General features: G+C 63.8%; 11 protein-coding genes. 7 read left to right on the plus strand and 4 right to left on the minus strand.

The annotated features are described in order from the left end of the window. Positions 1-9: 9 nt before the first annotated feature. Positions 10-324, minus strand: coding sequence for a DUF1476 domain-containing protein (locus tag PGB28_RS18020; protein ID WP_271422925.1), 315 nt, complete (start codon positions 322-324; stop codon positions 10-12). 165 nt (positions 325-489) lie between these two features. Here PGB28_RS18020 and purC point away from each other — a divergent pair, with 165 nt between their 5' ends. From purC to PGB28_RS18055, 7 genes are all read left to right on the plus strand, one after another. After that, positions 490-1,251 (plus strand): phosphoribosylaminoimidazolesuccinocarboxamide synthase, encoded by a 762-nt coding sequence (gene purC / locus PGB28_RS18025; protein ID WP_271422926.1) that lies wholly within the window; start codon positions 490-492, stop codon positions 1,249-1,251. A gap of 87 nt (positions 1,252-1,338) precedes the next feature. Then, positions 1,339-1,572, plus strand: a complete 234-nt coding sequence (gene purS, locus PGB28_RS18030) for a phosphoribosylformylglycinamidine synthase subunit PurS (protein WP_271422927.1) — start codon at positions 1,339-1,341, stop codon at positions 1,570-1,572. Between the two features lies 1 nt (position 1,573). Beyond that, positions 1,574-2,071: a DUF3592 domain-containing protein gene (locus PGB28_RS18035; protein WP_271422928.1), complete on the plus strand. Its 498-nt coding sequence runs from the start codon at positions 1,574-1,576 to the stop codon at positions 2,069-2,071. Continuing rightward, the gene (locus PGB28_RS18040; protein ID WP_271422929.1) at positions 2,068-3,111 is read left to right on the plus strand and encodes a zinc-binding dehydrogenase; all 1,044 of its coding nucleotides are present in this window, start codon (positions 2,068-2,070) and stop codon (positions 3,109-3,111) included. The genes PGB28_RS18035 and PGB28_RS18040 overlap by 4 nt, the downstream gene beginning before the upstream one ends. A 79-nt stretch (positions 3,112-3,190) precedes the next feature. Next, the gene (gene purQ / locus PGB28_RS18045) at positions 3,191-3,865 is read left to right on the plus strand and encodes a phosphoribosylformylglycinamidine synthase subunit PurQ (protein ID WP_271422930.1); all 675 of its coding nucleotides are present in this window, start codon (positions 3,191-3,193) and stop codon (positions 3,863-3,865) included. Between the two features lie 52 nt (positions 3,866-3,917). Continuing rightward, positions 3,918-5,699: a sensor histidine kinase gene (locus PGB28_RS18050; protein ID WP_408636278.1), complete on the plus strand. Its 1,782-nt coding sequence runs from the start codon at positions 3,918-3,920 to the stop codon at positions 5,697-5,699. 22 nt (positions 5,700-5,721) lie between these two features. After that, positions 5,722-7,059: a sigma-54-dependent transcriptional regulator gene (locus PGB28_RS18055; RefSeq protein ID WP_271422931.1), complete on the plus strand. Its 1,338-nt coding sequence runs from the start codon at positions 5,722-5,724 to the stop codon at positions 7,057-7,059. Here PGB28_RS18055 and PGB28_RS18060 read toward each other — a convergent pair. Genes PGB28_RS18060 through PGB28_RS18070 form a run of 3 tightly spaced genes read right to left on the minus strand, consistent with a single transcriptional unit; the run spans position 7,047 to position 9,350 of the window. Continuing rightward, a complete protein-coding gene (locus PGB28_RS18060; protein ID WP_271422932.1) occupies positions 7,047-7,382 on the minus strand; it encodes a TfoX/Sxy family protein in 336 nt (111 codons plus the stop codon). The two genes, PGB28_RS18055 and PGB28_RS18060, sit on opposite strands and share 13 nt — an antisense overlap. After that, positions 7,379-8,179, minus strand: a complete 801-nt coding sequence (locus PGB28_RS18065) for an isocitrate lyase/PEP mutase family protein (RefSeq protein ID WP_271422933.1) — start codon at positions 8,177-8,179, stop codon at positions 7,379-7,381. The genes PGB28_RS18060 and PGB28_RS18065 overlap by 4 nt, the downstream gene beginning before the upstream one ends. After that, positions 8,172-9,350 carry a pyridoxal phosphate-dependent aminotransferase gene (locus tag PGB28_RS18070; protein WP_271422934.1) on the minus strand — a complete coding sequence of 393 codons (1,179 nt, stop codon included), beginning with the start codon at positions 9,348-9,350 and terminating at the stop codon, positions 8,172-8,174. The genes PGB28_RS18065 and PGB28_RS18070 overlap by 8 nt, the downstream gene beginning before the upstream one ends. Between the last annotated feature and the right edge of the window lie 195 nt (positions 9,351-9,545).

Below are 9,545 nucleotides of genomic sequence, written 5' to 3' on the forward strand. Positions count from 1 at the left end.
GAGCAGTGATCAGACCTCGTTGAGGATCTGACCTTTGGCTTCCACCAAGAGCTCGGCCATCTTGGCGCGGATCTCGTCCTCGGTCGCCTTGTCACCCAGATCACCCTTGACCTTGCGCACCACGTCCTCGTGGCCCACTTCCTCGAAATCGGCTTTCACGACTTCCATGGCATAGGCATTGGCCTCGTCGCCGGATTTGCCCAGCAGGCCAGCCGCCCACAGCCCCACCAGCTTGTTGCGGCGCGCTTCGGCCTTGAACTTCATTTCCTCGTCATGGGCGAACTTGTTTTCAAACGCGTGTTCGCGGTCGTCGAAAGTGGTCATGGGGCATGTCCTCTGGTGCCAGAATGTGTTGCCCCAGATATGCCTCTCCACGGCCCAAGCTGCAAGGGGGCGTGCCCGTCTTGCGACAATGCGGTGCATGGCGTAAGAGGGCGCAAGCGCGGCGGGACTCGGCCCGACCCGCGTCAAGGCATGAAAGGTCGCGAGATGGCGCGTCGCAAGAAGATTTACGAAGGCAAGGCCAAGATTCTGTATGAAGGCCCCGAACCGGGCACCATCGTGCAGTATTTCAAGGATGATGCCACCGCGTTCAACGCCGAAAAGAAAGACGTGATCGACGGCAAGGGCGTGCTCAATAACCGCCTGAGCGAGTTCTTCATGACCGGGCTGAACGGCATTGGTGTGCCGACGCATTTCCTCAAGCGGCTGAACATGCGCGAACAGCTGGTGCGCAGCTGCGAAATCATCCCGCTTGAAGTGATCGTGCGCAATTTTGCCGCGGGCTCGCTGTCCAAGCGTCTGGGGATCGAAGAGGGCACGCCGCTGCCGCGCCCGATGGTGGAATACTGTTTCAAGGACGACAAGCTGGGCGATCCGCTGGTGACCGAAGAGCATATCGCCGCCTTTGGCTGGGCCAGCCAGCAGGATATGGACGATATTCTGAGCCTTGCGCTGCGGGTGAATGATTTCATGTCGGGCCTGATGTATGGCGTCGGCATCAAGCTGGTGGATTTCAAGATCGAGATCGGCCGAGTGTTCGAGGGCGATTTCCAGCGTCTGATCGTGGCCGATGAGATCAGCCCCGACAGCTGCCGCCTGTGGGACATCGAGACCGGGCAGAAGCTCGACAAGGATGTGTTCCGGCAGGATCTGGGCTCGCTCAGTGACGCCTATACCGAAGTGGCGCGGCGTCTGGGTGTGATGCCCAAGAACGCGACGCCGATGGAAAAGCCCAAGCTGATCAACTGATCCTGCCAGATGGCGGGCGTTGAAACGCGTATTTGGAAAGAGAAGAAGCCCTTGTGAAGGGGCAAAAAGGTCAAGGAAGTCAAGACGATGAAAGCGCGTGTGCATGTAATGCTGAAAAACGGTGTTCTCGATCCGCAGGGCGAGGCGGTGCGCCATGCGCTTGGCGCGCTGGGCTTTGACGGGGTGAGCGGCGTGCGTCAGGGCAAGGTGATTGATCTGGACCTGGCCCCCGGCACAACCGAGGCGCAGGTGACCGAGATGTGCGAAAAGCTGCTCGCCAATACCGTGATCGAAAGCTACCAGATCGAGATGCAGGGCTGAGATGCCGCTGTTCAGCCAGCGCTATTTCCTGCGTGAAACCGGGGATGGGCGGCGGCTGATTTCCTGGCGGGTCTGGGTGCTCGTCTGGGTTGCGCCAGCGCTGTTTGCGCTGGCGTTTGTCGTTCTGCTGGGCGAGGCCGCCTATAAACGGCTGGCCACCGTGCCGGGCGAGGGCGAGGTGGTGCGCGTCTATGCCTGGGAGGGCGAGACGTGGTTTGATCGCGGCACGACCAATTACGCGCCGGTCCTGCGCTATGTCTGGAGTGACGGGAAACCGACCGAGGCCAGCACCGGCATGTCGCATCCGGACTGGAATTTCGAGATCGGCTCGCGCCACATGATCCGGTATTTTCCCGGGGCCAAGGCGGATCTGGTGCTGCCCGGGGCACATAACTGGTCTGTGGCCTGGGTGATCGGGGCGATTGCGGCGGTGCTTTTACTGCCCGCGCTCTGGGGCACGTGGCGGTTGAAAAAATGGCAGGCGGGAGGCCGGAGATGATTGCAGCGGAACTGAGGGACTGGGGTGCGCCGCTGGCGCTGGTCGAGCGTGCCGCGCCCATCGCGCCCGAGGGTGGCGTGGTGCTGCGCGTTTTGGCCTGCGGGGTTTGCCGCTCGGACTGGCATGTTTGGGTGGGCGCGGACCCGGACGTGGCGCTGCCCCATGTGCCGGGCCATGAATATTGCGGCGAGGTTGTTGCGGTGGGTCCGGGGGTGCGGCGCTGGTCGGTGGGCGACCGGGTGATCGCGCCCTTTATCCTTGCGTGCGGGCAATGCGGGGATTGCGCCGCCGGAAACCAAACAATCTGCGCCGATCAGGTGCTGCCGGGCTTTACCCATCCCGGGGCTTTTGCCGAACAGATCGCCGTGCCTTACGCCGATGTGAACCTGGCCGCGCTGCCCGAGGGGATGGCACCGACACTGGCCGCGGCACTTGGATGCCGGACCACGACCGCGTGGCAGGCGCTCACCGGACGCGCGGCGTTGCAGGCGGGCGAATGGCTGGCCATTTTCGGTGGCGGCGGCGTGGGCCTGTCGGCGCTACTCCTGGGCCGGGCGCTGGGGGCGCGGGTCGTGGTGGTGGACGTGGTGCCCGAGCGGCTGGATTATGCGCGTGCGCTTGGCGCCGATGCGGTGGTCAACGCCCGCGACGGCGACGCTGCCGAGGCCGTGCGAACGGCCACGGGCGGCGGCGCGCATGTGGCGGTCGAGGCGCTGGGGATTGCGGAGACCACGGTCAACGCTCTGAAATCGCTTCGCAAACTGGGACGCATGGTGCAGGTGGGCATGCCTGCGGGCGAACATGTGACCATGCCGATCCCGATGGATGCGGTTTATTCCGGGCAATTGGCGGTTTATGGCACGCGTGGCATGCCCGCGCATAAATACCCGACCTTGCTGAACATGATCGCGGGCGGGCATGTGGATCTCTCGCCCATCGTGGCGCGCGAGGTGCCGCTGTCGAAAGTGACCGAAGAACTGGCCGCCTTTGACGCGCCGGGTGCGCCGGGCGTGGCGGTGATCACCGATTTCACCGGCTGAGGCCGTCTGAGTCTGGTGCTTAGGCTTGCGGAATCTGCCGGTTTGCGCCAAATGACCCCCATCCAAAGGAGTGCCGACCATGAAAGCTGCCGTTCTCGTATTCCCCGGGTCCAATTGCGACCGTGACATGGCCGTGGCCTTTCAGGCGGCGGGGTTCAAGGTGGACATGGTTTGGCACAAGGATCACGCGCTGCCCGAGGGCGTGGACATTGTCGGCGTGCCGGGCGGGTTTTCCTATGGCGATTACCTGCGTTGCGGCGCGATTGCCGCCAATTCTCCGATCTGCGGCGAGTTGAAGGCGCACGCGGACAACGGCGGCTATGTGCTGGGCGTCTGCAACGGGTTTCAGGTGCTGACGGAAACCGGCCTTCTGCCCGGGGCGCTTCTGCGCAATGCGGGGCTGAAATATATCTGCCGCACCGTGCCGCTGATCGTCGAGACCACAGATAGCGTCTTTACCCAAGGCTATGACAAAGGCCAGGAAATCCAGATCCCGATTGCGCATCACGACGGCAATTATTTCGCCGATGACGCGACGCTGGACCGGCTCGAAGGCGATGGCCGTGTGGCGTTCCGCTATGGCGACAACCCCAACGGCTCAATGCGCGACATCGCGGGCATTCTGTCGGCCAATGGCCGGGTGCTGGGCATGATGCCCCATCCCGAACGCGCCGCCGATCCCGCGCAGGGCAATACCGACGGGCAGGCGATGTTCAGCGCCCTGGGCCATGCGCTTGAGCGGGTCACCGCCTGAGCACACGATCCCGTTGCTTGAGCCGGACCCGCGCGGGGCGTAGAGTTTCCCCATGGTCCGACTGGCCCCCATAACCATTGGCGACGAACCTGAGTCGCCGCGCAAGCGCACAGGCCCGATGAGTTGGCGGGTGCGGCTGGCGCTGTTTGCTCTGCTGGTACTGGCAGGGGTGACGATCTGGTTCACCAACAACCTTTTGACCGACCGGTTCACCGAGACCACGCGCAACCGCGCCGAACTGCGCCTTGCGCTGTATTCGGGCAATGTGCTCTCGGAGCTGCGCCGCAACTCCATCGTGCCGCAATTGCTGGCCCGCGACCCGGCGCTGATCGGGGCGCTGAATTCGGGCGATTTCTCGCAATCCACGCAGCGGCTGATTTCCTTCGTGGACGAGATCGGGGCGGCGTCGCTGATCCTTCTGGATGCGGGCGGGCGCGCGGTGGCGGCCACCGACAGGAACATTCTTGGCGCGACCTACCGGCAGGAGCCTTTTTTCATTGGTGCGCTGCGCTCCAATGCGACGGTGTTCTCCTCGATCCCGCGCGAGTCGGGCGGCTACCGCTTTACCTATTCCCGCCGCGTCGAAAGCAATAACGAATTGATCGGCGTGATCGTGGTCGAAGTTGACCTTCAGAAATTCGAACGCGCCTGGGCCGGGATTGCCGATGCGGTGCTGATCACCGACAGCGCCGGGACGATCATCCTTGCGACTGAGCCGCGCTGGCGCGGGCTGACCGAAGAAGAGGCACTGCGGCGTCAACCGGCCGAAGGCGCGATCGAACGCGCGATCCGCGTCACCGCCGATTGGACCGCGCTGCCTGCGGATGCCTATTTGCAGGGCGAAGCGGTGCTGCGCATGGAGGGGCGTATCCCGTTTCGCGGTTGGCGCATCGCCAGCTTCACGCCTTACGCCAGCGTGCGTGAGCGGGTGAACGGGGTTTTGGCGCTTGAAATCATGGGCTTTGCGATTCTTCTGGCGCTGGCGTTTTATTTCCTGAACCGCAAAACGGCGCTGCGCATGGCGTTGTTCCAGCGGGAATCGGCGGAGCTGCGCGCACTGAACGTCCGTCTACAGCGGGAAATCGCCGAACGTGAGCGGGTGCAGGAGACGCTTGCCGTGGCCGAACAGACGCTGGCGCAAAGCTCCAAGCTTGCCGCCCTGGGCGAGATGTCCGCCGCGGTCAGCCACGAATTGAACCAGCCGTTGGCGGCGATGAAAACCTATCTGGCGGGGGCGCGGCTTTTGATCAACCGCAACCGCCCGGACGAGGCTCTGGCCTCGTTCCGACGGGTGGATGATCTCCTGGACCGGATGGGGGCCATCACACGCCAGCTCAAGTCCTATGCGCGCAAGGGCGGCGAGAGCCTGAGCCCTGTGGATATGGGCGAAGCGCTGGGATCGGCGCTGTCGATGATGGAGCCGCAGCTCAAGCAAAGGCAGATCAAACTGACCCGTATCCTGCCCGGCGAACCGGTGCGCGTGATGGGCGACCGGGTGCGCATTGAACAGGTGATGGTGAACCTGTTGCGCAATGCGCTCGACGCCACCAAGGGGCTGCGCGACCCTCAGGTCGAGGTGATACTGTCCTCGGGAGAGACCGCCACGCTCACCGTGCGCGACAATGGCCACGGGATCGAAGACCTCGATGCGCTTTTTGAACCCTTCTACACCACCAAGCAGCCCGGCGAAGGCGTCGGTCTGGGGCTTGCCATTTCCTCGGGCATCGTGAACGACCTTGGCGGACGGCTTACCGCGCGCAATGGTGAAGAGGGCGGCGCGGTGTTCGAGATGCAATTGCCGATCCTCAACGAGACCACCGAGGCGGCGGAATAATTTGGAGAAATGAGAGGGCACCATGGCCAAACTCATGAAGATAGCAATCGTCGATGACGAGCAGGATATGCGCCAGTCCATCGGGCAGTGGCTGGCCCTGTCCGGTTATGACACCGAGACATTCGCCAGTGCCGAAGAGGCGCTCAAGGCATTGACGCCGGATTATCCGGGCATTGTCATTTCCGATATCCGGATGCCCGGCATGGACGGGATGCAGTTTCTCAAGCGGCTCATGGGCACCGACAGCGCCCTGCCGGTGATCATGATCACCGGGCATGGCGATGTGCCCATGGCGGTCGAGGCGATGCGGCTGGGGGCGTTCGATTTTCTTGAAAAGCCGTTCAACCCCGATCAGATGAGCCAGCTGGCCAAGAAGGCGGTGAATGCGCGCCGCCTGACGTTGGACAACCGGCAGTTGCGCCGGGAACTCAGCGACGGCGGCCAGATCATGAAGAAGCTGATCGGTGCCAGCCCGGCGATGGAGCGCCTGCGCGAGGATATTCTCGACCTGGGTCAGGCCGATGGCCATGTGCTGATCGACGGTGAGACCGGCACCGGCAAGACGCTGGTGGCCCATGCGCTGCATGCGGTGGGCTCGCGCGCGGGCAAGAAATTCGTTCTTCTGAGCTGTGCCGCCCTGGAGGAAGAGGCGCTGTCCAAGCGGCTCTTTGGCCCGATGCAGCCCGATGACACGCGCCTGCCAGCCGTGGAGGAAGCGCGCGGCGGCACGCTGGTGCTGGAGGATGTCGAGGCGCTCAGCGATGCGTCACAGGCGCGGCTGTTGAGTTTCATCAACGAACAGGGCACGCCCGCAGAGACCCGAATCGTGGCGATCTGCAACATGCAGGAACAGGATCGCACCTGCGAAGATGCGCTGCGGCCCGATCTGTTCTACCGTCTGGCCGCGCTGCGCATCACCGTGCCGCCGCTGCGCCAACGCGGCGAGGATATCCTGACGCTCTTCACGCGCCTGTCGGAACAATTCGCCGAAGAATATGGCTGCGAGACGCCGGAAGTCTCGGCACAGGAGGCCGCGCAGCTGTTGCAGGCCCCGTGGCCGGGCAATGTGCGCCAGCTGATCAACGTGGCGGAACGCGCGGTGCTGCAATCGCGGCGCGGCTCGGGCACGATTGCGTCGCTGCTTATGACCGATCACGAGGAAATGCAGCCGGTGATGACCACCGAGGGCAAGCCGCTCAAGGAATATGTGGAGGCGTTTGAACGTATGCTGATCGACAACACCATGCGGCGGCACAAGGGCTCGATTGCGTCGGTAATGGAGGAACTGTGCCTGCCGCGCCGGACGCTGAACGAAAAGATGGCCAAATACGGCCTGCAACGCTCGGATTACCTGGGCTGACGCGGCAGCACGCCGATCTCGTTCATCACCTGTTCAAAGGCGCTGTCAGGGCTGGCTTTCGTGCTGGCCTTGATGGCGTCGAACCGGGCGCGCAGGGCCTTCTTTTCGTCGCCCTTGCAGTCGTTCCACGGGCGTCCCTGTAGCCCCATGACCAGCACATAATAGCCGATGAAATGCGGCCGCATGCCTGTGGCCAGCAGCCTGCGATAGGTCTCGTCCGCCCCCAGCGCGCGAAGCTCATCGGCACTGTGAATGCCCGCCTTGGCACAGGCCGCCTCCATCGCCGGGCCAAGGTTGCGAATGGCGCTGACCGGATCGCTCATCGGTCCAGAAACATATCTGTCTCAGACCGTGCCAACACGCGCGACAAGCGGTCAAAGCGCCCGTCACCAAACATGTCCTCTGCCACGTCCTTCATCAGAAGATGGGTGGCCCGCGCCAACATGGAGCCAAGCGAGATGCGCGCCGCGCCGCAGGCACCAAGCCCGGCCGCGCTCATGGCGCTATAGCCGCCGATGGTGAGCACATTGACCGGCGCGCTGACGGCGTCGCAGATCCGGCGCAGATCCTCGGCATCGCCGGGCATGGGGGCATAGAGGCAATCGGCCCCGGCGGCCTCAAATGCCTGTAACCGGCGGATCGCCTCGTCCAGATCATAGGTGCCGTTCAGCACCCCGTCGGCCCGCGCGGTCAGCACGAAATCGCGCGGCAGGGCACGGGCGGCGGCGGCAGCGGCGCGGATACGCTCGACCGCCAGATCAAAGCCATAGGCGTCATCGCCGGGCAGGGCAGTATCCTCGATCCCGATGCCCGCAAGCCCGACCGCTGCGGCCATGCGCACGGTCTCGGCGCAGGTCTCGGGCGCTTCGCCAAAACCGTTCTCGAAATCGCCCGAGACAGGGATATCCACCGCGCTCACGATCTCCTGCGCATGGGCCAGCGCCTCGTCCCGGGTGATGGTGCCCATATCGGGGCGACCCAGCGTAAAGGCATGCGCGGCGGACGAGGTGGCCAGCGCCTGCGCGCCCCAGCCCTGCATGAGCCGGGCAGTGCCCCGGTCCCAGACATTGACCATGATACAGGGTTTTCCCCGTTGGTGCAGCGCGCGAAAATCAGCCATGGGGTGTTACCTCGGTCGCAAAAGTCACCAGTGTTTCCAGCGCCGTGGCAAAGGCCTCGTCGTCAACCGTCATGGCCACGCGCACATGACCCGCAGCGGCGCGACCAAAGCTTTCGCCCGGCATCACCGCGATATGATGGCGGTCGAGAAGCCGGTTGGCAAATGTTTCCCCGCTCAGCCCTGTGGCGCGAATATCCAGCATGAGGTACATCGCCCCCTGCGCCGGGATCACGCGGACCGTGCTCTGCCCCTTAAGGATGTCCAACGCCAGCGCGCGGCGGCGCTGAAAGGGGGCGGATACCTCGTCCTCAAGCCAGCTGCCCTCGTCCAGCGCAAACAGCGCCGCGTCCTGAATATAACCCGGCACGCCATAGGTGGTATGGGTGGCCAGGTTGATCAGGTGGTAGATCATCTCCTCGGGTCCCGCGATCCATCCAATGCGGCTGCCGGTCATGGCGTGGCTTTTGGACATGGAGCCCACGACCAGCGTCCGATCCACCATACCGGGCAGGGCGCGGGGGCTCAGGTGATCCCCCTCCCAGACCTGCGTGTCATAGACCTCGTCCGAGATCAGCCAGAGATCATGCGCCTGACAGACCCGGGCGATGCCTTCCAGCGTGGCGCGGGAATAGACCGTGCCGGTGGGGTTGTTGGGCGTGTTGATCAGCAGGGATTTTGCGCCGGTTGCCACGGCGTCGATCGTCTCTGGATCAGGCTGAAACGCGTCCTCGGCGCGGGTTTCAATTGCCACCGCTTCGGCGCTGACACCACGGATCGTACCGGGATAGGTGGCGTAGTAGGGATCAAGGTAAAGTGCCCGGTCGCCCGGATCGCAGACCCCGGCATGGGCGGCAAAAAGCGCGGCCTGACCGCCCGGTGTGATCAGGATATTGTTGCGGCCTGTGGCCACCCCGGTGCGTTCGGTCAGGCGCGCCGCCACCTTGTCGCGCAGTGCATCCACCCCCGGCACCATGGCATAGCCGGTATGTCCGCCCATGGCCGCGCGGTGCATCTCCTCCAGAATCCGGGGATGCGTGCGGATGTCATGTTCACCAATGGTCAGCTCGGTCACGGGAAGGCCGCTCGCCACCATGGTCCGCGCGCGGTAGAACACATCCCAACCGTCGCCTTCGGCCCCGGTCAATGTCACAAGCCTGTCGGAAATTTTCATGGTTCTGCTCCCGATCTTTGCCCCCAAAGGGCCAGCGCGGGGCAGGGGAGTCAAGCAGCGCCGTGGCGTTGCCTAGCTGTTTGATCCCACGGTTTGATGGTGTGATTTTTTCTCAGGAATTGAAGGAAGCATTATGGGACAAGTTCGTCACGGGAGCGCCACGACCACGTACGCCGTCAGAGCTGCAATACAGCG

The sequence above is a fragment of the Primorskyibacter aestuariivivens genome, assembly GCF_028023675.1.
Lineage (GTDB): Bacteria > Pseudomonadota > Alphaproteobacteria > Rhodobacterales > Rhodobacteraceae > Marinovum > Marinovum aestuariivivens.